The 25222-nt window shown below is 69.0% G+C and carries 23 protein-coding genes; 14 read left to right on the forward strand and 9 right to left on the reverse strand.

Features of this window, described 5'->3' with window-relative positions; all coding sequences use genetic code 11:
• Positions 1–12: 12 nt before the first annotated feature.
• Both JOM49_RS07040 and pdhA read right to left on the reverse strand, forming a co-directional pair.
• Positions 13–1041, reverse strand: coding sequence for an alpha-ketoacid dehydrogenase subunit beta (locus tag JOM49_RS07040; protein WP_209663538.1), 1029 nt, complete (start codon positions 1039–1041; stop codon positions 13–15).
• Complete coding sequence (gene pdhA, locus JOM49_RS07045; RefSeq protein WP_209663539.1) at positions 1041–2246, reverse strand: pyruvate dehydrogenase (acetyl-transferring) E1 component subunit alpha; 1206 nt, start codon at positions 2244–2246, stop codon at positions 1041–1043. The genes JOM49_RS07040 and pdhA overlap by 1 nt, the downstream gene beginning before the upstream one ends.
• A gap of 354 nt (positions 2247–2600) precedes the next feature.
• On the opposite strand from pdhA, the gene JOM49_RS07050 reads away from it, so the two are divergent.
• The 3 genes from JOM49_RS07050 (at position 2601) to JOM49_RS07060 (ending at position 5963) form a co-directional block, all read left to right on the forward strand.
• On the forward strand, positions 2601–4010 hold the full coding sequence (locus JOM49_RS07050) for a M20/M25/M40 family metallo-hydrolase (protein ID WP_209663540.1): 1410 nt from the start codon (positions 2601–2603) through the stop codon (positions 4008–4010).
• Between the two features lie 12 nt (positions 4011–4022).
• Positions 4023–5462, forward strand: a complete 1440-nt coding sequence (locus JOM49_RS07055) for a M20/M25/M40 family metallo-hydrolase (protein ID WP_209663541.1) — start codon at positions 4023–4025, stop codon at positions 5460–5462.
• A gap of 105 nt (positions 5463–5567) precedes the next feature.
• Positions 5568–5963, forward strand: a complete 396-nt coding sequence (locus JOM49_RS07060; protein ID WP_209663542.1) for a hypothetical protein — start codon at positions 5568–5570, stop codon at positions 5961–5963.
• Here the strand turns inward: JOM49_RS07060 and JOM49_RS07065 are convergent.
• Entirely contained in the window at positions 5943–7187 is a 1245-nt protein-coding gene (locus JOM49_RS07065) for a helix-turn-helix domain-containing protein (RefSeq protein ID WP_209663543.1), read from the reverse strand. The two genes, JOM49_RS07060 and JOM49_RS07065, sit on opposite strands and share 21 nt — an antisense overlap.
• Positions 7188–7420: 233 nt before the next feature.
• On the opposite strand from JOM49_RS07065, the gene JOM49_RS07070 reads away from it, so the two are divergent.
• The 8 genes from JOM49_RS07070 to JOM49_RS43645 all read left to right on the forward strand — a co-directional run bounded on the left by JOM49_RS07070 (position 7421) and on the right by JOM49_RS43645 (position 16965).
• Positions 7421–8242 carry a transporter substrate-binding domain-containing protein gene (locus tag JOM49_RS07070; RefSeq protein ID WP_209663544.1) on the forward strand — a complete coding sequence of 274 codons (822 nt, stop codon included), beginning with the start codon at positions 7421–7423 and terminating at the stop codon, positions 8240–8242.
• Positions 8243–8319: 77 nt separating this feature from the next.
• On the forward strand, positions 8320–9129 hold the full coding sequence (locus tag JOM49_RS07075; protein WP_209663545.1) for an amino acid ABC transporter permease: 810 nt from the start codon (positions 8320–8322) through the stop codon (positions 9127–9129).
• Positions 9126–9881 carry an amino acid ABC transporter ATP-binding protein gene (locus tag JOM49_RS07080; RefSeq protein ID WP_245369250.1) on the forward strand — a complete coding sequence of 252 codons (756 nt, stop codon included), beginning with the start codon at positions 9126–9128 and terminating at the stop codon, positions 9879–9881. Before JOM49_RS07075 ends, JOM49_RS07080 begins: the two co-directional genes overlap by 4 nt.
• Positions 9882–9978: 97 nt before the next feature.
• Positions 9979–12339, forward strand: coding sequence for an oxidoreductase (locus tag JOM49_RS07085; protein WP_372443979.1), 2361 nt, complete (start codon positions 9979–9981; stop codon positions 12337–12339).
• An 18-nt stretch (positions 12340–12357) separates the two neighbouring features.
• Positions 12358–12828 carry an SRPBCC family protein gene (locus JOM49_RS07090; RefSeq protein ID WP_209663546.1) on the forward strand — a complete coding sequence of 157 codons (471 nt, stop codon included), beginning with the start codon at positions 12358–12360 and terminating at the stop codon, positions 12826–12828.
• Between the two features lie 57 nt (positions 12829–12885).
• Positions 12886–14652 carry an NHL domain-containing thioredoxin family protein gene (locus tag JOM49_RS07095; protein WP_209670917.1) on the forward strand — a complete coding sequence of 589 codons (1767 nt, stop codon included), beginning with the start codon at positions 12886–12888 and terminating at the stop codon, positions 14650–14652.
• A gap of 60 nt (positions 14653–14712) precedes the next feature.
• Positions 14713–15006, forward strand: a complete 294-nt coding sequence (locus tag JOM49_RS07100; RefSeq protein WP_113698006.1) for a GroES family chaperonin — start codon at positions 14713–14715, stop codon at positions 15004–15006.
• 36 nt (positions 15007–15042) lie between these two features.
• Positions 15043–16965, forward strand: a complete 1923-nt coding sequence (locus JOM49_RS43645; protein ID WP_308158673.1) for a VanW family protein — start codon at positions 15043–15045, stop codon at positions 16963–16965.
• An 831-nt stretch (positions 16966–17796) separates the two neighbouring features.
• Here JOM49_RS43645 and JOM49_RS07110 read toward each other — a convergent pair.
• Positions 17797–18441: a leucine-rich repeat domain-containing protein gene (locus tag JOM49_RS07110; RefSeq protein WP_308158674.1), complete on the reverse strand. Its 645-nt coding sequence runs from the start codon at positions 18439–18441 to the stop codon at positions 17797–17799.
• 89 nt (positions 18442–18530) lie between these two features.
• Between JOM49_RS07110 and JOM49_RS07115 the strand changes: the two genes are divergently transcribed.
• Positions 18531–18905 (forward strand): hypothetical protein, encoded by a 375-nt coding sequence (locus JOM49_RS07115; protein ID WP_308158675.1) that lies wholly within the window; start codon positions 18531–18533, stop codon positions 18903–18905.
• 79 nt (positions 18906–18984) lie between these two features.
• On the opposite strand, the gene JOM49_RS07120 is transcribed toward JOM49_RS07115, so the two are convergent.
• The 4 genes from JOM49_RS07120 to mug form a co-directional block, all read right to left on the reverse strand.
• Complete coding sequence (locus tag JOM49_RS07120; protein ID WP_209663548.1) at positions 18985–19260, reverse strand: GlsB/YeaQ/YmgE family stress response membrane protein; 276 nt, start codon at positions 19258–19260, stop codon at positions 18985–18987.
• 114 nt (positions 19261–19374) lie between these two features.
• Complete coding sequence (locus JOM49_RS07125; RefSeq protein WP_209663549.1) at positions 19375–21219, reverse strand: acyl-CoA dehydrogenase; 1845 nt, start codon at positions 21217–21219, stop codon at positions 19375–19377.
• A 157-nt stretch (positions 21220–21376) separates the two neighbouring features.
• The gene (locus JOM49_RS07130) at positions 21377–22162 is read right to left on the reverse strand and encodes a LuxR C-terminal-related transcriptional regulator (protein ID WP_209663550.1); all 786 of its coding nucleotides are present in this window, start codon (positions 22160–22162) and stop codon (positions 21377–21379) included.
• Between the two features lie 256 nt (positions 22163–22418).
• The gene (gene mug / locus JOM49_RS07135) at positions 22419–22979 is read right to left on the reverse strand and encodes a G/U mismatch-specific DNA glycosylase (protein ID WP_308158676.1); all 561 of its coding nucleotides are present in this window, start codon (positions 22977–22979) and stop codon (positions 22419–22421) included.
• A gap of 43 nt (positions 22980–23022) precedes the next feature.
• On the opposite strand from mug, the gene JOM49_RS07140 reads away from it, so the two are divergent.
• On the forward strand, positions 23023–23397 hold the full coding sequence (locus tag JOM49_RS07140) for a VOC family protein (RefSeq protein ID WP_209663552.1): 375 nt from the start codon (positions 23023–23025) through the stop codon (positions 23395–23397).
• On the opposite strand, the gene JOM49_RS07145 is transcribed toward JOM49_RS07140, so the two are convergent.
• On the reverse strand, positions 23385–24260 hold the full coding sequence (locus JOM49_RS07145) for a VanZ family protein (RefSeq protein ID WP_372443980.1): 876 nt from the start codon (positions 24258–24260) through the stop codon (positions 23385–23387). The genes JOM49_RS07140 and JOM49_RS07145 overlap by 13 nt on opposite strands.
• 154 nt (positions 24261–24414) lie before the next feature.
• On the opposite strand from JOM49_RS07145, the gene JOM49_RS07150 reads away from it, so the two are divergent.
• Positions 24415–25200, forward strand: a complete 786-nt coding sequence (locus tag JOM49_RS07150) for an alpha/beta fold hydrolase (protein WP_209663553.1) — start codon at positions 24415–24417, stop codon at positions 25198–25200.
• Positions 25201–25222: the final 22 nt, after the last annotated feature.

Below are 25222 nucleotides of genomic sequence, written 5' to 3' on the forward strand. Positions count from 1 at the left end.
TCGCGAATCCCCCTACCAGGCCAGCGAGCGGTCGACGGTGTGCAGCACCCGGTCCAGGTCGGGGAGGTAGTCCTCCTCGAGCTTGGCCGGCGGGTACGGGGTGTCGAACCCGGTGACCCGCAGGACGGGTGCCTCCAGCGAGTAGAAGCACTCCTGCTGCACCCGCATGGCGATCTCCGAGGTCAGCGACGACTCCGAAGGCGCCTCGCTGACCGCGATCAGCCGGCCGGTCCGCCGGACGGACTCGAACACCGGGTTTAGGTCCAGCGGGGAGAGCGTGCGCAGGTCGATGACCTCCAGCGAGGTCCCCTCCTCCTGCGCGGCGGTGGCGGCGTCCAGGCAGACCTTCACCGACGGCCCGTAGGCGACCAGCGTGGCCGCGTCACCGGGGCGCACCACGCGCGAGACGTGCAGCGGGTCCGGCTTGGCCGTGGTGTCCACTTCGGTCCGCAGGTTGCCCGAGTGGTAGAGCCGCTTCGGCTCGAACAGCAGCACCGGGTCGTCGCTTTCGATGGCCTGGCGCGTCATCCAGTACGCGTCGACCGCGTTCGAGCACGAGACCACCTTGAGCCCGGCGACGTGCGCGAACAGCGATTCCGGCGACTCCGAGTGGTGCTCCACCGCACCGATCCCGCCGCCGAACGGCACGCGGATCACGATCGGCACCTTGACCCGGCCCTGGGTGCGGTAGTGCAGCTTCGCCACCTGGCTGACGATCTGGTCGAAGCCAGGGAAGATGAAGCCCTCGAACTGGATCTCGCACACCGGCCGGAACCCGCGCACGGCCAGGCCGACCGCGGTGCCGATGATGCCCGACTCGGCCAGCGGCGTGTCCAGCACGCGCTGCTCGCCGAAGTCCTTCTGCAGGCCGTCGGTGATCCGGAAGACGCCGCCGAGCTTGCCGACGTCCTCCCCGAGGATGATCACCTTGTCGTCGGCCTCCATGGCCGAGCGCAGGGCGAGGTTGATCGCCTTGCCGATGGTCAGGTTCTGCACCGCGCCGGCGGCACCGTCCACCTTGGACTTCACGGGAGCGGCCATCAGTGCTCACTCCCCGCGAAACCCTCGAGGTAGGACAGGTACTCGCGCCGCTGCGCCTCCAGCACCGGCGACGGCTCGGCGTAGACGTTCTCGAAGATCCGCTCGGGCGGCGGGTCGGGCATGTTGAACACGAAGTCCCGCAGTTCGGCGGCGAAGCTGTCGGCCTCGGCGTCGATCTTGTCGAAGAACTCCTGGTCGGCGCCGCCACCGCGGGCCAGGTGCGCGCGCACCCGCTCGATCGGGTCCTTGAGCTTCCACTCCTCCAGCTCGTCGGAGAGCCGGTAGCGGGTGGGGTCGTCGGTGGTGGTGTGCGCGTCCATCCGGTAGGTGAACGCCTCGATCAGCACCGGGCCGTTGCCGTGGCGGCACTCGTCCAGCGCCCAGCGGGTGACCGCGAGGCAGGCGAGCACGTCGTTGCCGTCGACGCGGATGCCGGGGAAGCCGTAACCGCGGGCGCGCTGGTACAGCGGCAGGCGCGACTGGCGCTCGGTGGGCTCGGAGATGGCCCACTGGTTGTTCTGGCAGAAGAAGACGACCGGCGCGTCGTAGACCGCGGACCAGACGAAGCCCTCGTGCACGTCGCCCTGGCTGGTGGCGCCGTCACCGAAGTAGACGATGGTGGCTTCGCCGTTGTCGTCGCCGACCTTGCCCTCGAACTTTTGACCCATCGCGTACCCGGTGGCGTTGAGCACCTGGTTGCCGATGACGATGGTGTACGGGTGGAAGCCGTGGTGCTGGAAGTCCCAGCCACCGTGGTCGGAGCAGCGGAAGATGCCGATCAGCTCGCGGAAGTCGACGCCGCGGGTCCACGCCACGCCGTGCTCGCGGTAGCTCGGGAAGGCCATGTCGGACGGGCGGAGCGCGCGGCCGGAGCCGATCTGCGCCGCTTCCTGGCCGAGCAGCGGCACCCAGATGCCGAGCTGGCCCTGGCGCTGCATCGCGTTGGACTCCCGGTCCGCCCGCCGGACCAGCACCATGTCGCGGTAGAGGTTCCGCAGTGCCTCGGCGTCGATGTCGGTGACGTAGGGGTCGAACCGCGCCGAAGCGACGCGTTCCCCCTCGGGCGTCAGCAGCTGGGTGAGGTCGGCTCCACCCTCGGTCGTTGCGCGCAAACCCGCGATCACCTGCTCGGGAGTGGGTTCCGCCGCTGTCGCGGCAGGCCCGGCGCCCGGTTCGGGATGCGTCCACTGTTCCGGGGACGACATTCGCTCGTTCTCCTCAGTTCGGTGCCGCGCAGCCGCTTGTGGCAGCCGCCGCGACTTCGCCGGCGGCCATCGGGTCTCGGTTGAGCGCCCGGCCCGTCGGCGGTGACGGTTCTCGCCGACATCCTGGCATGAGAACCGGCTCGTGGTGAGTACCGGAGATTGATTCGTTGTCGCGAAGAGGTGGCTGAACAGGGAAAACACTAGGAAACCCAATGGTGGGGCCGCCGAAAGTAGGGCGCGCTGGTACGTCTGGACCAGCGGGGGTCCGGGGCGCGGCCGGGCCTCGGGTGGCCGCGACTTCCGGGCTGCTCGCCCCCTGTGATGTACCCCACCCCCTCTGTCAGGATCGAGGGCATGGACCAGCGACTGCTCCGGGAGACGATTCAGGACACGTGGCGCACCGACGCACTGGCGAGCCTTTCGGAGTTCGTCTCGATCCCGGCGTTGTCACCCGCCTTCGACGCCTGGTGGGCCAGCAACGGCCACCTGCACGCCGCGGTCGAGCACCTGCGCAGGTGGCTGGTTTCGCGGCAGTTGCCGGGCGCGGTGGTCGACGTGGTCAAACTCCCCGGCCGCACCCCGCTCCTGCTGCTGGAGATCCCGGCGTCCGGTGCGACCACCGAGGACACGGTGGTGCTCTACGGACACCTCGACAAGCAGCCGCCGGCCGGTGAGTGGTCGCCCGGGCTCGACCCGTGGACCCCGGTGGTGAAAGACGGACGGCTCTACGGCCGCGGCGCCGGTGACGACGGGTACGCGGGTTATGCCGCGTCGACCGCGCTGGAGGCGCTGCACCGGGCGGGCGGCAAACATGCACGAACGGTCGTACTGCTGGAGACCTGCGAGGAGTCCGGCAGTCCCGACCTGGCCGCCTACCTCGGCCACCTGCGTGACCGCATCGGCCGGGTCGGGCTGGTGGTCTGCCTCGACGTGGCGGGCGGCGACTACGAACGGCTGTGGCTGGCGACCTCCCTGCGTGGCATCGCCTTCCTTGACCTGACCGTGCGCGTGCTCGATTCCGGCGTGCACTCCGGGCATTCGAGCGGCCTGGTGGCCAGCTCGTTCCGCGTGGTCCGGCAGCTGCTCGACCGGCTGGAGGACTCGCGCACCGGTGAGATGCTGCTGCCGGAGTTGAGCGTGGTGATCCCGGAGGACCGGCTCGCCGAGGTGCGGCTCGCCGTCGCCGAGGGCGGCCTGCGACCCGAACTGCCGATCACCGAAGGCGTCCGCACGGCCACCGACGACCCGGTCGAACTGGTGCTCAACAACACCTGGCGCACCACGTTGTCGGTCACCGGCGCCAGCGGGCTGCCGTCGCTGGAGGACGCGGGCAACGTGCTGCGGCCGTTCACCGGGCTCAAGCTCAGCTTCCGGCTGCCGCCGACCATCGACGCCGAGGTCGCGCTCGAGGCCATCACCCGCGCCCTGACCACCGACGTCCCGTACGGCGCCAAGGTCGAGATCGGCAGGCCGGCCGGGGCGTCCGGCTGGAACGCGCCGAAGCTCGCGCCCTGGCTGGCGACCACGCTGGACAAGGTGAGCGTGGAGGTCTTCGGCGAGCCGTGGCGGGCGCTCGGCCTCGGCGGCACCATCCCGTTCCTCGGGTTGTTCGCCGAGACCTACCCCGACGCGCAGTTCGTGGTCACCGGCCCGCGCGGCCCCGGCAACAACGCGCACGTGCCGGACGAATGGCTGCACCTGGAGCAGACCGAGCGCGTGACCGAGGCCGTGGCCCGGATTCTGCACGCGCACGCCGGCGAATGACCTGGTGGCAGGATGGACGAGGTGGAACAGACTGTGAATACGACCGCGATGCGTGAAACCGTGCGGCGGCTCTGGGCGGACGACATCCTGCCGAGCCTTTCGGGACTGGTGGCCATCCCCGCCCTGTCCCCCGGTTTCGACCCGGACTGGGCGGAGCACGGCCACCTGGCCGCCGCCGTCGAGCACGTCCGGACCTGGCTCGGGACCCGGGCGATCCCCGGCGCCTCGATCGACGTGGTGGAACTGCCCGGCCGCAGCCCGGTGCTGCTGCTGGATGTGCCGGCCACCGAGGGTGCCGAGGACAAGGGCACGGTGCTGCTCTACGGGCACCTCGACAAGCAGCCGCCGCTCGGTGGCTGGTCGGAGGGCCTGGACCCGTGGAAGCCGGTGCTCAAGGACGGCAGGTTGTACGGCCGCGGCTCGGCCGACGACGGGTACGCCGGTTACGCCGCGACGGCCGCGCTGGAGGCGTTGCGCGCGGCGGGCGGTTCGCACGCGCGTGCCGTGGTGCTGCTGGAAACCGGTGAGGAGTCGGGTAGTCCCGATCTGCCCGCGTACCTGGAGCACCTGAGCGAGCGCCTCGGCGAGGTCACCTTCGTCGTGTGCCTGGATTCCGGCGGCCAGGACTACGAACGGCTGTGGCTGACCACCAGCCTGCGCGGCCTGGTCCAGGTGCACGTGACCGTGCGCGTGCTGGACTCCGGGCAGCACTCGGGCCTGGCCAGCGGGGTCGTGCCCAGCTCGTTCCGCGTCCTGCGCGAGCTGCTGGACCGGGTGGAGAACGCGGAGACCGGGCACCTGCTGCTCGACGAGTTCTACGTGGACGTCCCGGCGGACCGCGCCGCGGAAGCCGAAGCCGCGGCCGCCGCCGCGCCGGGCGCGATGAAGCGGTCGTTCCCGCTGCACGGCGGCACCACCACGGTCGACCAGGACGACGTGGAACTGCTGCTGAACAACACCTGGCGGCCGACGCTCTCGGTGATCGGCGCCTCGGGCTTCCCGGAGCCGGTCGACGCGGGCAACGTCCTGCGCGCGCACAGCACCCTGGCGCTGGGCTTCCGCCTGCCGCCCACCGCCGACTCGGCCGCCGCGCTCGGCGCGCTGGAGAAGGCGCTGACCACGGACGTGCCGTACTCGGCCACCGTCGAACTGGCCGGCCTGGAACACGCCGACGGCTGGAACGCCCCGGCCACCGCCCCCTGGTTGTCGGCCTCGCTGGAGGAGGTCAGCTCCGCGGTCTTCGGCGCCCCCTGGCGAGCCATGGGCCTCGGCGGCTCGATCCCGTTCATGGGCCTGCTGGGCGAGAAGTACCCGAACGCCCAGTTCCTGGTCACCGGCGCCCTCGGCCCGGACTCGAACGCCCACGTCCCGGACGAATGGCTGCACCTGGCCCAGGCGGAACGCGTGACCGCCGCCGTCGCCCACATCCTCCACGCCCACGCGACGGCCTAGGACCCACGACACGAATGTGGCTTTGGGAGCGGAATCGGCCCCCAAAGCCACATTCGTGTCGTCCCGCACTTCCTCGGCCGAGTTCGAGGCACGAGTAGCTACGGCGTGGTCGCGGAGCGGCCTTGGCGGGACGACCATGCCATCGGCGTCGAACTCGACCCGGACTTCCTCAACGGCTGGGGCGGTCAACTCGGTGAGCGCCGCGGTGTGCACAGCGAGCCGGTACTGCCGGTGCGGGTCAGCCGCAGCAAGCTGCACCGCCCGGCGCCGAACCTCGTTTCGACACCACTCGTAGGTTCGCAGCAGAGCCAGGAGCCGAAGGTGGTTCGGTTCCATGAGCAGTGGCATGTACTTGTCGAAGGTGTTCACGGCCTCGTCGAGGAACTCGTTCACTGGTTCGCCCTCCGCTGTCGGACATGGCGCGAACACGGAAACACGGTTGACGAGGCAAATTCGACCCGCAAACCAGAGGCTTTGCCTCTAGTTGCCCAGAAGGCGTGAGTGGGCAGAAGTGATCTGGTCGCCTATCTCCCGAATCGCGGGGTCGTTCGAGCCCAGGCTTTTCGCTTCCCGGTTGACCTCGTCCGCCACGAGTAGCAGGGAATTGACCGACCTCCGTTCGACGTCGAACGCTTTCGCGGTGTAGTCGGCAGCACCCTCCAGGTCGCCGTCACGCAGGCTGAGGGTGGCCAGTGTCAGGTTGGCTTCGGCCGCGCGCATGGGTGATTTCTCCACTCCGCCGGTCCCCTTCGACAATCGCAGCACTTCGCGGGCGTGCATCGCCGACTTGTCGTTCTGCCGGGAGATCCGGTAGCAGTCCATCGCGTAGAACGCCCACTTCGTCGGGTCGATGACGAAGTGGTGGTCGGGGCGCGAAGGGTCGTCGTGCCCGCTCAGGATGGAGAAGCCGTCGTCGAGGATCCTGTCGACGCGTGCGCCCATGCGGGCCGTCGCTTTGGCGTCCAGTGCGGTCAGTTGCACGGCGACCGACGAATGGGGAGCGGCCCGGAGGCCTCCCCTGGCGAAGTTGGCGACGGCTTGGTACTTGCCCTGGGTCAACGCGAACCAGGCACCCATCTCGAAGGACCACCCTTGGATTTCTCCGTGATCGGTCTCTTTGCCGACTTCGAAGGCCGATCGGCGCGCGAACTCCGCACCGCGCTCGTTGCCCATGTCGTAGTCCAGGCAGCCGATCAGCAGGGAAAGCCAGCCGACCACCACGAGGAGTTCGCGGTGGTCACCCAACGAGCAAGGGCCCGCGAGGAGGGCCTTCACGTTGCCGAGCCAGAAAAGCGCTTCTTCGCGAAGCTTCCCCGCGTCGCGCCAGGCGTATTGGCAGCAAAGCTCGTCGGTCGTCAAGTGCAGGTATTCAAGCGTGGCACCGGTGACTTCCGAGCGGCGAATGGCGTCCATCACCTCGAAGTAGGTGTCGGGAAGCGGGACCGACCGTGTCTCCGGTCCGCCAGGCGCGGCATGTTCGCGTTCCGCTCTGATCCGCAGTTCGACGAGTTCTCCGTTGGCCTGCAGGACCTGGTCGAGCGACTCGACCAGCGAGTGTGCGGGAAGGCTCGCACGAGGTTTCTCCAGCATGCCGATGTAGGCACGGGTGTAGTGCGCCGCCTTGGCCAAGCGCTGCTGGCTGAGTCCTGCCTCCCTGCGCAGTCGCCGTATCTCCGCCGCGAGCTTGGCGGTGGCGGATCCCGGGTCGAAGTGCACTGCGATCACCCGCTCCTGACCGGCGTTGATTTCTGTTCAAGGATCGCACGGCGCGGGCCTCGGACACTCCCCGAACGAGTGGGCGTGCGGTCCGTGGAGGTGATGTCCTCCACTCCGCCACCAGGAAGACACAGGAAAGACCTAGTCGAAACGGCGCTGTAACGTCCCAATGCTGGGCAGTTGACCCCGGCGGGTGGCAGGATGCAAAATCTCGCCGAGTTCTGACTACTAGGAGTGACACCGTGGCGCGTCGATACACACGCAGAGCGCTCACCATCTTGCCGGCGCTCGCCCTGGCCGTTACCGCGGCAGGCTGCGCCGAATCGGTCAACACCGGAGCCGACACCCAGGCCGGTGGGCAGATCACGCTCAAAGAAGCGGGCAAGCTGACGACCTGCACCCACCTGCCCTACGCCCCCTTCCAGTTCACCGAGGGCGACAAGACCGTCGGCTTCGACGTGGAGCTGGTGGACCTGGTGCTGCCCCTGGTCGGCGCGAGCGAGCAGAAGATCTTCGACACGCCGTTCGAGGGCATCAAGTCCGGTGAGTCGCTGAACATCGGCCAGTGCGACGTGGCCGCGGCGGCCATGTCGATCACGCCGGAACGCCAGGCCGTGATGGACTTCTCCGCGCCCTACTTCAACGCCAAGCAGGCGCTGCTGGTGAAGAAGGGGTCCGGCCTGGACAGCCTGGAGAAGCTGCGCGGCAAGAAGCTCGGCGTGCAGCAGGGCACCACCGGCGAGACCTACGCCAACGAGAACAAGGACAAGTTCGGCTACGAGGTCATCCAGTTCGAGGACCTCGCGCTCGAGCAGACCGCGGTGCAGACCGGCCAGGTCGACGCGGGCATCAACGACGACGTGGTGCTGCTGGACTTCCTCAAGGCCAACGCCGACGTGGAGGTGACCGCCACCTTCGACACCGGCGACAACTACGGCATCGCGGTGAAGAAGGGCAACGGCGCGCTGCTGGCCAAGGTCAACGAGGCGCTGACCAAGGCCAAGAGCGACGGCACCTACGACAAGATCTACGAAAAGTGGTTCGGCAAGAAGCCGACCGCCTGATCCGCGCCTGAGGGGAACGGCCGCCACGGCGGTCGTTCCCCTTGGTCGTGCCGACCACTTTCGAGGAGCCACTTCCCATGGCCATGTCCAAGCGCAAGCGGCGCCAGACGATCCAGCTGGTGCAGTACGCGCTGCTGGTGCTCGTGATCGCCGTGCTGGCGCTCGTCGCGGACTGGGCGACGATCCAGCGCGCGTTCTTCAACCTCGACGCCGCGTCCCAGCAGTTCCCCGGCATCATCACCACCGCGCTGAAGAACACCATCATCTACACCGTGCTCGGCTTCTTGCTCGGGCTGGCACTCGGGCTCGTGCTGGCGCTGATGAAGTTGTCGTCGGTGCCGCCCTACCGGTGGATCGCCACCGTCTACATCGAATTCTTCCGCGGTATCCCGGCGCTGCTGGTGTTCATCGCGCTGGGCTTCGGTGTGCCGCTCGCCTTCGGCATCAAGTTCGACATCTACTCCACGGCCGCGATCGCGCTCGGCGCGGTCGGTGCCGCCTACATGGCCGAGACCATCCGCGCCGGGATCCAGGCGGTACCGCCCGGCCAGGTCGAGGCGGCCAGGTCGCTGGGCATGAGCCAGGGCCGGGCGATGATCACCATCGTCATCCCGCAGGCGTTCCGGATCATCCTGCCGCCGCTGACCAACGAGCTCATCCTGCTCACCAAGGACTCGTCGCTGATCTACCTGCTGGGCCTGGCCAGGGACCAGTACGAACTGACCAAGTGGGGCCGCGAGGGCCTCAACGCGACCGGGTCGATGACCCCGATCCTGCTGGCCGGGCTCTGCTACCTGATCATCACCCTGCCGCTCGGCTACCTCTCGCGGTACCTGGAGCGCCGGACCGGCCGGAAGCAGACCCGAGGCCTGGAGGTCGAGGCATGAGCGACGTGATCGTCGAGGTTTCCGGACTGCACAAGGCGTTCGGTGAGCTGGAGGTGCTCAAGGGCATCGACCTGCTGGTGGAGCGCGGGCAGGTGGTCTGCGTGATCGGGCCGTCCGGCTCCGGCAAGTCCACCCTCCTGCGCTGCGTGAACCTGCTCGAGGAGCCGAACCAGGGCAAGGTCGTGGTCAACGGCCACGAGATCACCGACCCCGACGTCGACATCGACCACGCGCGGCGCGGCATCGGCATGGTGTTCCAGTCGTTCAACCTGTTCGCGCACCTGTCCGTGCTGGACAACCTCACCATCGCGCAGCGCAAGGTGCTCAAGCGCGACAAGGCCGAGGCGGAGCGGATCGCGCACGACAACCTGAAGAAGGTCGGGCTCTCGGAGAAGGCGAACTCGCTGCCGATGCAGCTGTCCGGCGGGCAGCAGCAGCGGGTGGCGATCGCGCGGGCGCTGTCGATGAACCCCGAGGTCATGCTGTTCGACGAACCCACGTCGGCGCTGGACCCGGAACTCGTCGGCGACGTGCTCAGCGTGATGCGCCAGCTCGCCGAGGAGGGCATGACCATGCTGGTGGTCACGCACGAGATGCAGTTCGCGCGTGAGGTGGCCGACGTGGTGTTGTTCATGGACGGCGGTGTGGTGGTCGAGCAGGGTCCGCCGGCCAGGGTGATCGGGGACCCGCAGCAGCAGCGGACGAAGACGTTCCTGTCGCGGGTGCTCAACCCCACGCACCCCGTCGAATAGCGGTCTTCGAATGCTATGAGTGGGGCATTACTTGCATTGGATGCTGGTAATGCCCCACTCCTAGCATGGGGGTGTTCATGAGGGAGGGGGAGCGCGGGTGGTGGTGTTCCGGCGAGGCGGGACCCGTGACGAGCAGGAGCCGGGTGATCCGCCCGAACCGCCCGACGCCTTCGACCCCTTCCAGCCCGATCCCGACAAGCGCTTCGAGATCCGCGCCGAGGACCTGATCAGGCCGCTGATCGTGCCGGAAGCCGGCGGCCTGCTCCGGTTGCGCAAGCAGCCGACCAACGCGCCGCTGGTGCAGGTCGAGGACGCCTACATCACCGGCCGCTTCGACCTGCGCGCGCTCGACCTGGAGTACCTCTTCCGCTTCGAGCGCTGCCGGTTCGAGGAAGCGCCGGACGTGCGCGAGGCGACCCTGCTCGGGCTGGTGTTCCGCCGCTGCTGGCTGCCCGGGCTCAAGGCCCGCAACATGCGCAGCCGCAACGACGTCCGCCTGATCCGCTGCGAGGTGGAGGTCGAGCACACGGTCAAGGGGCACAGCGAGACCGCGGTCCAGCGCGGTGACGACCGCGAGCGCGGCCGTCCCGACGCGGCGATCAACCTGACCGACGCCGCCATCGAGGGGTCCGTGGTGCTCACCCGGACCCGCATCAGGCACGCCCGCGGCAAGGCCATCCAGGCCGACCGGCTGGAGATCACCGGCGCGCTGCTCGCCTACCGCCTCGAAGCCGACGGCGAGATCCGCGTCCCCGGCCTGAAGACCGGCGGTAACGTCAACTTCTCCGGCGCCACCCTGCACAACCCGGACGGCTTCGCGCTCAACGGCAACGGCCTGCACATCGGCGGCAGCCTGCTCTGCGAGGTCGACACCTACGGCCCGCCGAAGGCCCGCAAACGCTTCTCCGCCAACGGCATCATCTACCTGCCCAGCGCCAAGGTGGACAGTGACATCGTGCTGCGCGGGGCCCGGCTGCACACCAGCCAGCACGGCCCGATCGTGGTGGACCAGTGGAAGTCCCGCGACCCCTACCTCGACCCGCGCCCGGCGATCAGCGCCGACCGGCTGCGCGTCGACGGCAACGTGGAGCTCAGCGACGACTTCCGGTCCACCGGCACCATCCGCATGGTCAACGCGCACATCGGCGGCACCCTGCGGCTCGCGCACGCCGAGATCTCCGTCGCCCGCGGGTACGTCGAGCCGTTCTACGACCGCGCGCTGCACATCGACGGCACCGAGATCAACGGCGACATCGAGGCGACCAGCCTGAACGTGCCGATGGGCCAGTGCCGCCTGTCGGACGTGACCGTCGGCGGCAACGTGCTCGCCTGGAACGCCACCCTGCACCACCACGAGCGCGACGTCTTCTCCGCCCGGCGCGCCAAGATCGCCGGGAACCTGCACATCACCGACGCCACCGTGGAGGGCACGCTGCGGCTGCAGGGCATCGAGGTCGGCGGCAGCATCGACCTCTACGGCACCGAGGTGGTCAAGCCCGCGGTCCGGCCGAACACCAGCTTCTCGGTGGACGTGCGGGCCGGTCGCATCGGCCGTGACCTGGTGTTCACCGCCAACCGCGAGCGCCGGTTCCACGCCGAGGGCGGGGTCAACCTGGACGGCGCGGTGGTCGCCCGCCGGGTCGACCTGACCGGCGCGGTGCTCCAGTCCAGCGACCGCGACGGCATCGCGCTCGACGTCGGCTCGGTCACCGCCGACGAGTTCGCGCTGGTCCCCGACATCGCGCCCCGCGGTCAGGTGGTGCTGGCCGGGGCGCACTGCGTCACGCTCAACGACAATCCCGAGCTGTGGGAGGCCACCGGCGGCCTCGACCTGGAGGACTTCCGCTACGACTCGATGAAGGTGCCGATCGGCATCAAGGACGACGCCGCGGTCGAGCAGCGCATCCGCCTGCTGCGCCGGGCGATGGGCGGCTACCGGCCCGGCCCGTACGACCAGCTCGCCGAGATGCTGCGGACCAGCGGTAACGAGGAGCACGCCTCGACCGTGCTGTTCAAGAAGCAGCAGTTCCGGTACGAGTCGCTGGCCGACGGCTACCGCTTCCTCGGGCCGCTGGTCCGGCTGTGGAGCTGGTTGCAGCGCTCGATGGTCGGCTACGGCTACCGGCCCGGCCGCGCGGTCGGCTGGCTGCTGTTGCTGCTGATCTCCGGCAGCATCTGGTTCGCCACCGGCCAGACCGATCACCCGTGCCTGACCGACACGCAGAACTACGCCCAGAGCGGCGGCCGGTGCGCGGTGAACAGCGACGACAAGGGCCTGGAGTGGAGCCCGGTGCTCTACACCGTCGACCTGCTGGTGCCGATCGTCGACTTCGGCAACAAGAGCCGCTGGTTCATGGAGGGCGCCGACAAGTGGGTGGCGGTCGGGTTCACCGCGATGGGCTGGACGCTGGCGACCACGGTGGCCGCGGGCGTCACCAGGACGCTGCGCCGCGGCTGACCTTGTATCTTGCGAGACATGGCTGAACCGAACGCGAAGGGGCGGATCGAGGTCAACGCCAGTCCGCAGCGGGTGTACGAGCTCCTCAGCGACCTGGGCGTGCTGGCGGAGCTGGCCGAGGAGTACTCCGGGCACCGGTGGCTCGACGGCGCCGACAAGGCGGTCGTCGGCGCCCGGTTCAAGGGCAGCAACCGGCGCGGGTTCCGCCGGTGGAGCACCACCTCGGAGATCACCGACGCCTGGGCGGGCCGCCGGTTCGCCTTCGAGGTCACCTCGGTGGCCGGGCTCCCGGTCTCGCGCTGGCAGTACGACATCACCGCCACCGAGACCGGCTGCGTGGTGACCGAAAGCACCTGGGAGCGGCGGCCCGGCTGGCTGAAGCTGCCCACCTCCGCGGTCACCGGCGTCTTCCAGCGGGACGAGCAGAACCAGCGCAACATCGAAGCCACCCTGCGCCGCCTCAAAACCCGCGCGGAAGCCTCCCACTGACTGGGAAATGTCGGTGGGACGTGTTAGCTGTGTGGGGTGAGCAATCGTCAGGCCCGGGTGCGGGCACCTGAGCTGGCCGGCCGCGAGTGGATCAACACCGGCGGCGAGCGCCTGCGCCTCGCCGACCTGCGCGGCAAGATCACCCTGCTCGACTTCTGGACCTCCGGCTGCATCAACTGCCTGCACGTACTGGACGAGCTGCGCCCGCTGGAGGCCGAGTTCGCCGACGTGCTGGTGACCATCGGGGTCCACTCGCCGAAGTTCCTGCACGAGGGTGAGGCGGCCGCGATCGAAGCCGCGGTGCGCCGCTACGAGGTGCACCACCCGGTGCTCAACGACCCCGAGCTCACGACGTGGTCGCAGTACGCGGTGCGTGCGTGGCCGACGCTGGTGGTCGTCGATCCCGAGGGCTACGTCGTGCACGTCGCCGCTGGTGAGGGGCATGCCGAGGCGTTGCGCCGGGTGATCGCCGAGTTGGTGGTGAAGCACGAGGGCACGCTGCGCCGCGGCGGCAGTCCGTACGTGCCGCTCGACGAGGCCGAGAGCCTGCTGCGGTTCCCCAGCAAGGCCGTGTCCATTGCGAACGGACACCTCCTGGTCGCCGACACCGGCAACCACTCCATCGTCGAACTGGACGGCGATCGCCTGGTCCGCCGCTTCGGCACGGGCAAGCGCGGCGAGCCGTTCACCGAGCCGTCCGGTGTCGCCCTGCTGCCGCCCGAGGTCGCCGAGCGGGCCGGGTACCACGCGGTGGTCGCCGACACCGCCGCGCACCAGCTCCAGGGCCTCAACCTGGACACCGGCGAGGTCACCGTCGTCGCGGGCACCGGTGAGCAGTGGCGCGACGACGACTCCGGCGGCGACGCGCGCAAGGTCGACCTCACCAGCCCGTGGGACGTCATCTGGTGGGAGCCCGCCAGTGCGGTGATCGTCGCGATGGCGGGCAACCACACGCTCTCCGCGTTCGACCCGGTCGAGGGCACCATCCGCCGCTTCGCCGGGACCACCGTCGAAGGCCTGCGCGACGGCGAGGCGAGCGAGGCCTTCTTCGCGCAGACCTCGGGATTCGCCGTCACGCCGGGCAAGCTGTGGCTGGCCGACGCCGAGACCTCGGCCCTGCGCTGGATCGACGAGTCGTCCACCGTCCACACCGCGGTCGGCGTGGACCTGTTCTCCTTCGGCCACCGCGACGGCGACGCCGCCGAGGCGCTGTTGCAGCACCCGCTCGGCCTCGCCGCCCTGCCGGACGGTTCGATCGCGATCGCCGACACCTACAACGGTGCCGTCCGCCGCTACGACCCGCGGACCACGCAGGTGTCCACTGTGGCCACCGGCCTCGCCGAACCGTCCGGGCTGCTGGTGCAGGGCGATGAACTGCTGGTCGTCGAGTCCTCCGGGCACCGGATCACCGCGATCGCCGCGGACGGGGTGGAGAGCGTCGAGGGGGACGCGCACGCCGTGCGACGGCCGCCGTCCGTGCTCTCCCCGGGTGAGCTGGAGTTCAGCGTGGTCTTCACCCCGCCGCCCGGCGAGAAGCTCGACGACCGCTACGGCCCGTCGACCCGCCTGGAGATCAGCGCGTCGCCGCCGGAGCTGCTGGCCGAGGGCGCGGGCGTGGGCACCGACCTGGTCCGCCGCATCCGTCTCGCCGACGGCATCACCGAGGGCGTGCTCCAGGTGGTCGCGCAGGCGGCCAGTTGCGACAGTGCGACCGAGCACCCGGTCTGCCGGGTGACGCGACAGGACTGGGGCGTGCCGGTGCGGCTCGAACCCGGCGGCGAACGGGCACTGGAACTGATGATGGCGGGTACCCCGGCGGAGTGAATTTCGCGGCGTAGCATTCGGGTCGTGTCCGAACAATCCGCGGCCAAGCTCGAAATCCAAATGCTGCACGACCGGGTGCTGGCCAAGCTGTCCGGTGAGGACGGTGAGCGCCGCAGCAGCGGTGGCATCGTCATCCCGGCGACGGCTCAAGTCGCGCGGCGGCTCGCCTGGGGTGATGTACTCGGAGTTGGCAACAATGTGCGAAACGTGAAGGTCGGCGACCGAGTCCTGTTCAACCCGGATGACCAACTCGAGGTGGAGATCCAGGGCGAGGGGTACCTGGTGATGCGCGAGCGCGACATTCACGCCATGGCGAGCGAGCGCACGGAGCACGGCACCGGGCTGTACTTGTAGGCGCTCGCCGCCGCCCGACCGCTCGGGAGGTGGCAGGTGCGAGAAGAGCTCGACCGTCCGACGGCGACGGTCCCGGACCACTTCTGGCCGGAGTTCGACGCCGACCTGGTCGAGGTCGAGCCCCCGGCCCCCCGGCAGCACGACGAGGGGCTCGCCGACTCACTGCTGGACAAGCCGGTGGTGCTGGAGCGCCCACGCAGCGAGTCCACCCGCCGCCGGTTCGCCATCGGCCGCCTGTTCGTCGGCATCGGCGCCTTCCTCGCGTTGTTCCTCGTGCTCTACGCCGCCGACCTGTACTTCAGCTCGGGCACCGTGCCGCGCGGGGTGACCGTGGTCGGCGTCCACGTCGGCGGGATGGAGCGCGGTGCCGCCGAGGCGCTGCTGCGCCAGGAGCTGGAACCGCGCCTGACCAAGCCGGTGCCGGTGCGCGCCGGGGACGTGACGGCCGAGCTCGACCCGACCACCTCCGGCTTCGACATCGACTGGGCGGAGACGGTGTCCAAGGCGGGCATGCAGCCGCTGGACCCGTTCACCCGGATCGCCTCGTTCTTCACCACCCGCGAGGTCGGCGTGGTCACCTCCAGCGATCCGGACGAACTCAAGCAGGCGCTGACCACGTTCGCCGCCGACCAGCTCAACCACGCCATGACCGAAGGCGGCATCCGCTTCGAGTCGATCCAAGGCAGCGACGGCGGCGTGACGCCGATCGTGGTCGAGCCCCGGCAACGGCAGGAGATGACCGACGTCCGGCGCGCCGCCGAGTTGATCAAGGAAAGCTGGATCACCGGCGGTCAGGTGGAGCTGCCGGTGCAGGTGGGCCTGCCCAAGGCGACCAGCGAGGGCGTCCGGGCGACGCTGGAGCAGATCGTGAAGCCCGCCGTCGCGCAGCCGACCTACCTGCGCGGCGACGGGGGTGAGGCGGTGCTCAAGCCGGACGCGATCGCCGCCGCGATGCAGTTCTCCCCGAACGACGCCGGCTCCCTCGACGTGCGCATCGACCAGGGCAGCCTGCAGTTGCTCGCGCAGCCGCAGCTGGAGGGCACCGAACGGCAGCCGAAGGACGCGAAGATCGTGTTCAACGACGCGTCGCCGTCGGTGCAGCCGTCCGAGGACGGCCGGAAGGTGGCGTGGGCGCCGACGTTCGCGCCGCTGCTGGACGTGGTGAAGCGGCCGGACGCGCACGAGCTGCAGGTGACCTACGAACCCGTCCCGCCGGCCGTGCCCACGGACGCGGCGAACGCGATGGGCATCAAGGAGGTCATCGGCGAGTACACCAGCGAGGGCTTCTCGGGGGACGTGGCGCGCAACGTGAAGACCCTCGCGGGCAAGGTCGCCGGGGCGATCGTGCGGCCGGGCGACACGTTCAGCCTCAACGGGTACGCGGGCCCGACCACCGCCTCGCAGGGCTACATCAAGGCCCCGGTGCACGAGGACGGCACCGGCGCCGAGGTCTACGGCGGCGGGATCAACCAGTTCACCTCGACCCTGTACAACGCCGTCTACTTCGCCGGCCTGGCCGACGCCGAACACAGCTCGCACAGCTTCCACCTGGCGCGCTTCCCCGCCGGCCGGGACGCCAAGTCACTGGAAGACGACGGCTCCGCGGTCGACCTGCGCTTCACCAACGACGCCCCGACCGGGGTGGCGATCCAAACCCTGACCAGCGCGAACTCCGTGACGGTGAAGATCTGGGGCACCAAACGATTCCGGGTGGAAGGCGAAACCGGCCCGCAGTCGAACGTCATCGCCCCACCCGAAGAACGCGACACGAGCCGCCGCTGCAAACCCGTCCGCGGCATCCCGGGCTTCACCGTCACCGACACCCGCATCTTCTACGACCCGAACACCGGCGCCGAACTAGCCCGGGAACCACGAGTAACCACCTACGCCCCCCGCCCCCACATCACCTGCCCCAACCCCCCACAACAACCCGCACCACCCCCAACCCCCCGCCCTTAACCAGGCCCCCGCCCCCTCGTACACCCGACCCCCACACCCAGCCCCCCGAACCCCACACCCAGCCCCCCGAACCCCACGTTCATGCCCCCGAGTCCCGCGTTCGTGCACCCGAATCCCACGCCCAGCCCCCCCCGAGCCCCACATTCGTGCGCCCGAATCCCACGTTCAGACACTCGAGTTCCACACTCAGACGCCCGAGTCCTGCATTCAGGTAGCCGAGTTTCACACTTGGGCGCCCGAGCCTCACGTTCAGGAAGCCGAGTCTCACACTCGGGCGCCCGAGCCTCACGTTCGGAAAGCCGAGTCCCGCGTTCGGGCACCCGAGCCCCGCATTCAGGAAGCCGGGTTCCACACTCGTGGAGCCGAGTCCCACGCTCAGGAAGCCGACTTCTACGTTCAGAGCCCGAGTCCCGCATTCAGGCAGTCGAGTCCCACGCTCGGGTAGTCGAGTTCCACGCTCAGGCGCCCGAGTCCACACCCGCGCTGGACAACTCCAGGCTCGAAAAGCCCGAATCGGCACCGTGCGATCGAAACCGAAGCCAGACAACCGAGCCCCGCATCAAGGCGACTGAGCTTCACGTTCGGGCGGTCGAGTTTCGCTGCCATGCAGTCAAGACCGCACTCCCGCACAAGAACGCCGGATTCGATCAGGCGACGTCTGCATTCAAGGACCGAAGGCCCAGCCATCGCCCACAGTAGAAGGCATCGACCCACCAGCAGGCAGCCCCCCACCCTCCCGGGGGCGGCCCCTATCGCCAGTCTATAGCCCCCACACCTCTGATGGGGGTGGTTCAACTCGGCCCTGTGGATAAGGAGATATCTGTGGACAGGTCAGAGTAGGACGACGCAGTCTTGTGCTTCCAGTTGTGGCAACCACTTCGGCAACTCCAGTTGCTTGTTCCACCGCAGATCCAGCTTCCCCAACTTGGGCAGCCCCAGCAACGACTCCGGCAACGAAGTCAGTGCGTTCTCCCGCAAGTCCAGGTGTCGCAGGTCCACAAGAGAGCCGACAGAAGACGGCAGAGTACTCAGGCGATTCCCCCGCAAATACAGTTCCCGCAAAGAAACCAGAGAACCAATCGAATCCGGCAGGGAAGTCAGCTGGTTGTAGTACAAGCGTAGTTCCCGCATTGAACGCATGGAACCGATATCAGCAGGAAGAGAAGTCAGAAGGTTGTCGGTAGCGCTCAAATAGCGCAGGCCAGCCAACTGACAGAGCGAATCCGGCAAAGCGGTCAACTGGTTGTCGCTCAGGTACAAGTACTCGGTCAAAGAAGGCAACGAACCCAGCGAATCCGGCACCGAAGTCAACTCATTGTGCCCCAGGTCCAGAGTATGGAGCGAAGTCAGCGTGCCGATCCGCGAGGGCACCGAAGTCAGCTTGTTGTCCGCCAGGTTGAGCACCCGCAGGTCCGTGGCCGACCACACCGCGTCCGGTATGTCGGTCAGTCCGTGCCGGTAGAAGTCCAGTTCCACGGGCGCCACCGTACCGCCCTATCGAGTAATTGCCCTTCGCGCGCGCATGGCTACTGTGGGTCAGGACGTACAGCTAACAAGGAGGTCGGGTGTCCAAGTTCGCCAAGGTGCTGCCGGTGCTCGCGGTGGTGGGGATGTCGCTCGCGGGCGCGCCGGCCGCCAATGCCGGGGAGGGGCCCGCGCTGGTGCACGCGACGGTGACCAACGAGTGCAAGCTCAACGTCCGCGCCGAGCCGCAGTTGAGTGGGCAGTTGCTGGCCACGCTGTCTTGCGACAGCTACACCACCTGCCTGAACCTGCCGGTCAACCCCGAAGAACCGTGCGGCAAGCCGGTGGTCGGCGGGGAGTACTCCTGCGTCGGCGGCAAGAACCTCCAGGTGAAGGACAACCGCTGGGCCCAGGTCACCTGGCGCGCGCCGAAACCCGCGTACGTCGCGGTGGCCTGCGCGTCGTTCCGCGACTGAGAAGCGACTGAAAAACACCAGCCAAGACAGGACGATGGGCGGCGCCCGGAAGGCGCCGCCCATCGGACAAATCCAAGCACTAGTGCGTGACGCGACGTCGACCATAAAGACCCGCGGCGATCGAAACGCCGACAGCCGCGACGATGACCTGCGTCAGCAGTTCGAGCCAGTCGAAGCCGTTGGTGTCCGCGTAGCCCAGCCCGCGTGCGATCGCGGTGCCGATGAACGCGGCGATGACACCGACGAGCAGGGTCAGCCAGATCGGGATGCCCTGCTTGCCCGGGGCTACCAAGCGGCCGAGGATGCCGATGATCAGCCCTACGACGATCGCGCTGATGATGCCTGCGATTTCCATTAGCCGTCTCCCTTACACCGTCTTGACGTCGGGGTACCTCCGCCGAAAACGGCCAAACCACGAAGGGGCCGAGCGGGTGAACCCCGCCCGGCCCCTCCCTGGTGGAGACCAGGATCAGAACGCGGCTTCCGGCACGTCCATCAGGTCGTTGTCCGCCGCCTCGACGATGGCGCGCCGCGAGGTCAGCTCCGGCAGCACGGTCTTGGCGAAGAACGAAGCCACCGCGATCTTGCCCTCGTAGAACGGGGTGTCCTTGGCCGAAGCACCCGCGTCCAGCTTGGCGATGGCCACCTCGGCGGCCCGCAGCAGCTGCCAGCCGACCAGCAGGTCGCCGGCCGACATCAGCAGGCGCACCGTGTGCTGGCCCACCTTGTTGATGTTCTTCGGGTCCTCCTGCGACGAGGTCAGCTGCCCGATCATCGCGCCCAGCATGCCCTGCGTGTCCTCCAGGGCCTGCTTGAGCAGCGCGCGCTCGTTCTTGAGTCGGCCGTTGCCGCTCTCGGCGTCGATGAACTTGGTGATCTCGTTCGCGATGTGCCCCAGCGCCTGGCCCTTGTCGCGGACGATCTTGCGGAAGAAGAAGTCCAGCGACTGGATGGCCGTGGTGCCCTCGTACAGCGAGTCGATCTTCGCGTCGCGGATGTACTGCTCGATCGGGTAGTCCTGCAGGAAGCCCGAACCGCCGAGCGTCTGCAGCGACTGCACCAGCTGCTCGGTGGCCCGCTCGGACCCGACACCCTTGACGATCGGCAGCAGCAGGTCGTTGACCCGCTCGGCCAGCTTCAGCTCGTCCTCGCTGCCGTCACCGGTCCAGAGCAGGTCCTGGTAGGTGGCGGTGTAGAGGTACACCGCGCGCAGGCCCTCGGCGTAGGCCTTCTGCAGCATCAGCGACCGGCGGACGTCCGGGTGGTGCGTGATGGTCACCCGCGGCGCGGTCTTGTCCAGCATGTTCGGCAGGTCGGCGCCCTGCACCCGCTCCTTGGCGAACTCCAGCGCGTTCAGGTAGCCGGTGGACAGCGTGGCGATGGCCTTGGTGCCGACCATCATCCGGGCGTACTCGATGACCTGGAACATCTGCGCGATGCCGTCGTGCACCTCGCCCAGCAGCCAGCCCTTGGCGGGCACGCCGTGCTGGCCGAAGGTCAGCTCGCAGGTGGTGGACGCCTTGATGCCCATCTTGTGCTCGACGCCGGTGACGTAGGCGCCGTTGCGCTCGCCCAGCTCACCGGTCTCGCTGTCGAAGTGGAACTTCGGCACCAGGAACAGGGACAGGCCCTTGGTGCCCGGCTTGGTCTCGATGCCGGGACCCTCGGGCCGCGCCAGCACCAGGTGCATGATGTTCTCGGTCAGGTCCTGCTCGGCCGAGGTGATGAACCGCTTCACGCCGTCGAGGTGCCAGGAACCGTCCTCCTGCAGCACCGCCTTGGTGCGCCCGGCGCCCACGTCCGAACCGGCGTCCGGCTCGGTCAGCACCATGGTGGCGCCCCAGGCCTTGTCGATCATCAGCTGCGCCCAGCGCTTCTGCTCGTCGGTCCCGTTCTTGTTCACGATCATCGCGAAGTTCGGGCCCGCCAGGTACATGAACAGCGGCGGGTTCGCGCCGAGGATCAGCTCGGAGGCCGCCCACTGCACGGTCGGGGGCAGGCCGAAGCCGCCGAGGTCGTTGGTGAGGCCGAGGCGCCACCACTCACCCTCGTACAGCCGCTCGTAGCTCTTCTTGAACGACTCGGGCAGCTTCACCGAGAAGGTCTTGGGGTCGTACACCGGCGGGTTGCGGTCCGCGTCGGCGAAGGACTCGGCCAGCGGGCCGACCGCGAGCTTGTTCAGCTCGCTCAGCACCCCGCGGGCGGTCTCCTCGTCGGATTCGGCGAGCACGCCCTTGCCGAGGCGTTCCTGCACGCCGAGCACCTCGAACAGGTTGAACTCGAGGTCTCGCACGTTGCTCTTGTAGTGGCCCATTTCGTCGCTCCGTGTCGCTCGGGGTTTCCGGTGGGCACGCCGTAGCCGTCTACTGCCCTACTGGCCGGTAACTTCAGGGTATTACCCCTCAGTAACTCGCGGCAAGTGAATCCGTCCAGATGTGATCGACGATCCTCACCAATGGATGTGATGCCGGTCACTTCTGCGGTTCGGCACTCTCCGGGAGCTGGGCGCAATCGTCCGGGTGGGTGATCAGGATGCCGGAGCGGAACGCGGTGGTCACCGCGTGCGTGCGGTCCCTGGCCGCGAGCTTGCGCAGGATGGACTTCACGTGCGTGCGCACGGTCTCCACCGAGAGGTAGAGCACCTTCGCGATCGCCGAGTTCTCCATGCCCTCCGCGATGAGCTGCAGCACCTGGTACTCCCGGCGGGACAGCGGCATCTGCGCGCGCGGGCCGGTCGCCGGGCGCCCGTCCGCCGCCGGCTGCCGCTTCGGCCGGACGGCCAGGGTCGCCAGCGCCGGGTCGAGGTACCGCGTCTCCATGTGGGCGCGGCGCATGGCCTCGATCACCCGTCGCGGCTCGGCGGACCGGGGTACCGCGGCACGGGCGCCGGCGCCGATGGCCGAGGTGAGGTAGCGCGAGGTGCGGGTGGCTTCGCGGATCAGCACCACCACGATCGGCGGGTGCTCGGCCGCGGTGAGCAGCCGGGTCAGGTGGCAGTTCGGGTCCAGCCCGGAGTCGAGCAGGATCATCTCCGGCTTGAGCTGCTCGCACAGCTGCAGTGCGGTGTGGTGGTTGGCCGCGTGGCCGACCCAGGTCATCCCGTGCGAGCGCTGGATCAGCGCGGACAGCCCGTCCCGGAAGATCGGGACCGCCTCCACCGCCGCGACGGTGAAGCCGCGACCGCCGGTGACCGGGGGTATCGGCGGGGCCGACGCCCCCGGTGGATGTGCCCGGCCGGGGTCGGTGCTGCGGGTCATGCGATCTCCATCTTCGTGCGCGCATCGCCGCCCGGTGGTGTCCGGCCCCCCGGCCGCGCACCACCACACGCCGGTCCCCCCTGCCGGGACCGGCCGACGATGTTCCTCCTGGTTGTGTGAGTTGCCGCCGGAGACCTCGTGACGCCAGATCCCCCTCATGGCCGCATCCGTGTTTGCGGAATCGACTGTCAGTAAGTTACCCGGGTGACCAGTCCCACGACGGCGCGAGATCCCGCGCGAGGACTGGTGACCGGGTCTACTGAGGGTGGGTTACGTCCTCCTCGCTCGCCACGCGGAGTCGCCGGAACTCCTCGCCGAGCGCGGCGGGCGTCCAGTGTGCGTTCAAACCGCTGGGATTGGGTAACACCCAGACCTTCGTTCCCGCGAGGGTTCCGGCCTGCTCGCCCACGGTCGCCTTCGGCTGCCGGAAGGCCGTCCGGTAGGCGGTGATCCCGACCACCGCGAGCCAGCGCGGCCGGTAGCGAGCCAGCTTCTCGGTGAGGATCAGCCCGCCCTGGTGCAATTCTTCCTTGGCCAGCTCGTCCGCCCTGGCCGTGGTCCGCGCGGCCAGGTTGGTGATACCGAGGCCCAGGTCGAGCAGTTCACGCTGCTCGTCGGGGCGGAACAGCCGCGGGGTGAACCCGCCCGCGTGCAGCGCCGGCCAGAACCGGTTTCCCGGTCTGGCGAAGTGCAGGCCCACCGCACCGGAGTAGAGGCCGGGGTTGATGCCGCAGAAGAGCACCTTCAGCCCGGGGGCGAGGACGTCGTCGATCTCGCCGCCGTGGGCCGCGGCGAGTTGCTCGGGGGTGGGTCGCACGGCAACAAGTGTGCACACCGGTCCGGCTGGATACGTTGGTGTGATGTCGACCAAAGTGCTGGCCCTGACCATCGACTGCGACGACTCCGACCGGCTCGCCGAGTTCTGGTGCGCGGCGCTGGACTACCGCGAGATCGAGCGCTGGAAGGACTCCCACGGCCTCGAATACCTGACCATCGGGGACCCGGCCGAGCCGGACGGGCTGCGCCTGCTCTTCCAGCCGGTCGGCGAGGGCAAGGTGGTGAAGAACCGCCTGCACCTCGACCTGGGCCCGGTCGAGCGGGACCAGCGCGCGGAGGTCGATCGGCTCATCGGGCTGGGCGCCTCGTTGCTCGACGAGGCGCCTGACCACCCGTGGATCGTGCTGACCGACCCGGAGGGCAACGAATTTTGCGTTTTGCCGCGTCAGGACCACTGATAATTCGGGTTGTTGGCCAAATCACCACGAAATGCGTACCCTGTGTGATCTGACGCACAGCGGCGTGTGGAGGTGGAGTGGTGGAGCTCGTGCTGGTCGTGACCCTGGTGCTGGCGGTGTTCGCGGCCGCGGCGTTCCTGGTGTTGCGCGAGGACCAGCGAGCGGCCCGCCGCCACGCCGCCCAGCGCCGGGCGAGGCTGGCGCGGCTCGGTGAGGTGGACCCCCTGGCGCCCGCGCGCCTGGCCACCTCGATGAGCGACCGGCGCTTCGACGGCTGAGGCCGCCCCCGCCCGCAGCGCGAGGTAGAGCGCCGCGAGCACCCAGCCCAGCGCGGCCCCGATGGTGTTCGCGAACAGGTCGTCCACGTCGAAGATCCGGTAGACGAACGGCGCGGTGCCGAAGTTCGCGGTGACCTGCGTGAATTCGATCGCCAGCGAGACGCCGAAGCCGATCGCCGCGGTCCGCGCGAAGCCCTGCCGCCACGCCAGCCCGGCGACCACGCCCAGCGGCACCAGCAGCAGCACGTTCATCGCCAGCTGCTGGAAGGTCAGCGTGCCCAGCGCCTGCCAGCCCGCCAGGCCGTGCTTGCCCATCTCGGTGCCGATGTCGGCGACCCACTGGAACGGGACGAGCTGCACCGTCTGGCTGAGCCGCGCGGTGCCCGGTCCGGGGAGCGGCAGCAGCACCACGGCCAGCGCGAGGCAGGCGTAGAGGGTGAACACCGCACTGGCCAGCAGTCCCTTCGGCCGGATCCGGCCGTGCCGGGCGTACTGCACGATCGCCTGCGGGATGACCAGCGTGCCCCAGACCGCGAGGAACGCGAGCAGTCCGTACTGGAGGGCGGTGGCCTGTGCGTGCGTCATACCGAGAACGTTAGGAATTCCCAGGTCCCGGCCACTTCGGTCGAAAAGCTGTCCGGTCCGGCGGCCGGTCGACCGAATGGCCGAGGCGGGACTGGCCGGGTGGCCGGGGCCGCGGAACCTACCGTCGGTAAGTTCGAGCTGTTACCGTCGGGTAATGGGCAAGGTGGCCTTCGACCGGACGGGGTCCGGGGAACCGCTGGTGCTGATCCACGGGGTCGGGCACCGGCGCCAGGCGTGGGCACCGGTGGTGCCGCTGCTCGCACCGCACCGCGAGGTGATCTCGGTGGACGTGCCGGGTTTCGGTGAGTCGCCGCTGTCGGACAAGCCGTTCACGCTGGACAACGGCATCGAGGCGATGGCGGAGTTCTTCGACGGGCTCGGCCTCGACCGGCCGCACGTGGCGGGCAACTCGATGGGCGGGCTGTTCGCGCTGGGCCTCGGCCAGCGCGGCCTGGTCCGCAGCGTCACCGCGCTTTCGCCGGCCGGGCTCTGGACGCGACGGCAGCAACTGCACGCGTTGCGGGTGCTTCGCGCGCACCGTCACGCCGCCCAGCGGATGCCTGCCGCGATCGCGCGCCGGCTCGCGGCCACACCGGCCGGTCGGCGCGCCATGGTCGGGCTGATCGTCGCGAAACCGGCGCGCCTGGCGGCCGAAGTGGTGCTGGACGACCTGCGGGCCTTCGCCAGCGCGCCCGGGTTCGCCCCGGCGATCGCCGCCGGCCGCGACATCCGGTTCGACGGCCAGGTGGCCGACATGCCGGTGACCATCGCGTGGGGCCAGTACGACCGCATCGTCTTCCCGCCGCGCGTCGCCGAACTCCGCCGGATCTGCCCGCGGGCCGAACTCGTGCGCCTGCCCGGCTGCGGGCACGTGCCGATGAGTGACGATCCGGAACTGGTCGCGCACGTGCTGTTGTCCGGCAGCGAATTAACCCGGTAGCCGTCTTTCTCCTCTGGTGGAT

Source organism: Amycolatopsis magusensis (assembly GCF_017875555.1).
In the GTDB taxonomy this organism is placed as follows: Bacteria; Actinomycetota; Actinomycetes; order Mycobacteriales; family Pseudonocardiaceae; genus Amycolatopsis; species Amycolatopsis magusensis.

Bases quoted from the DNA above. Each gene is read 5' to 3' on its own strand.
- JOM49_RS07050 (WP_209663540.1), top strand. From the start codon at position 2,601: ATGGACCAGCGACTGCTCCGGGAGACGATTCAGGACACGTGGCGCACC.
- JOM49_RS07090 (WP_209663546.1), top strand. From the start codon at position 12,358: ATGGCTGAACCGAACGCGAAGGGGCGGATCGAGGTCAACGCCAGTCCG.
- JOM49_RS07130 (WP_209663550.1), bottom strand. From the start codon at position 22,162: ATGACCCGCAGCACCGACCCCGGCCGGGCACATCCACCGGGGGCGTCG.
- JOM49_RS07140 (WP_209663552.1), top strand. From the start codon at position 23,023: ATGTCGACCAAAGTGCTGGCCCTGACCATCGACTGCGACGACTCCGAC.
- JOM49_RS07120 (WP_209663548.1), bottom strand. From the start codon at position 19,260: ATGGAAATCGCAGGCATCATCAGCGCGATCGTCGTAGGGCTGATCATC.
- pdhA (WP_209663539.1), bottom strand. From the start codon at position 2,246: ATGTCGTCCCCGGAACAGTGGACGCATCCCGAACCGGGCGCCGGGCCT.
- JOM49_RS07125 (WP_209663549.1), bottom strand. From the start codon at position 21,219: ATGGGCCACTACAAGAGCAACGTGCGAGACCTCGAGTTCAACCTGTTC.
- JOM49_RS07075 (WP_209663545.1), top strand. From the start codon at position 8,320: ATGGCCATGTCCAAGCGCAAGCGGCGCCAGACGATCCAGCTGGTGCAG.
- JOM49_RS07080 (WP_245369250.1), top strand. From the start codon at position 9,126: ATGAGCGACGTGATCGTCGAGGTTTCCGGACTGCACAAGGCGTTCGGT.
- JOM49_RS07150 (WP_209663553.1), top strand. From the start codon at position 24,415: ATGGGCAAGGTGGCCTTCGACCGGACGGGGTCCGGGGAACCGCTGGTG.
- JOM49_RS07055 (WP_209663541.1), top strand. From the start codon at position 4,023: ATGGACGAGGTGGAACAGACTGTGAATACGACCGCGATGCGTGAAACC.
- JOM49_RS07145 (WP_372443980.1), bottom strand. From the start codon at position 24,260: ATGACGCACGCACAGGCCACCGCCCTCCAGTACGGACTGCTCGCGTTC.
- JOM49_RS07040 (WP_209663538.1), bottom strand. From the start codon at position 1,041: ATGGCCGCTCCCGTGAAGTCCAAGGTGGACGGTGCCGCCGGCGCGGTG.
- JOM49_RS07100 (WP_113698006.1), top strand. From the start codon at position 14,713: ATGCTGCACGACCGGGTGCTGGCCAAGCTGTCCGGTGAGGACGGTGAG.